Annotated in this window: 1 rRNA gene; it reads right to left on the bottom strand. The window is 39.8% G+C overall.

Annotation, left to right across the window (positions count from 1 at the left end):
• Positions 1–472: 472 nt before the first annotated feature.
• Positions 473–587 (bottom strand): 5S ribosomal RNA (rrf, locus tag IDG60_RS21040).
• Between the last annotated feature and the right edge of the window lie 11 nt (positions 588–598).

The following is a 598-nucleotide window of genomic DNA, read 5'->3' as shown; positions in this document are numbered from 1 at the left end:
ATTTAACACATAGTAAGAAAAACAGTCATAAATTGATTTCTAATTGAAATCATCTTATGACTGCTTTTTATTATACTTTACATTTCTCGTTTCGTCAGATTCAAACGTTTTCACTTCGCCAAGCCATTTTTCTTTGTGTTTGCTTTTATTTTGACGTTTTAGACATAAAAAAAGAGACCTTGCGGTCTCAACTTGCCTGGTAACGTTCTACTCTAGCGGAACGTAAGTTTGCTACCATCGTCGCTAAAGACCTTTCTTGACTTGTGACAATCGCTTGCTTCTTTCCTCTCCTTCGGCTCTCGCTTACTCATTTAGCTCTACTAAACTCGTTGCGCTCTTTTCTTGTTTCGTCAGATTCAAACGTTTTCACTTCGCCAAGCCATCTTTCTTTGTGTTTGCTTTTTACTATGTAACTTTAGACATAAAAAAAGAGACCTTGCGGTCTCAATGCGGCTCATCGCATCCATTTTTTGCCTGGCAACGTTCTACTCTAGCGGAACGTAAGTTCGACTACCATCGACGCTAAGGAGCTTAACTTCTGTGTTCGGCATGGGAACAGGTGTGACCTCCTTGCTATAGTCACCAGACATATGAATGT

It is taken from the genome of Staphylococcus sp. EG-SA-2 (assembly GCF_017152085.1).
Note: the sequence above shows the minus strand (reverse complement) of the source record. Positions and strands in the feature narration are given on the sequence as shown.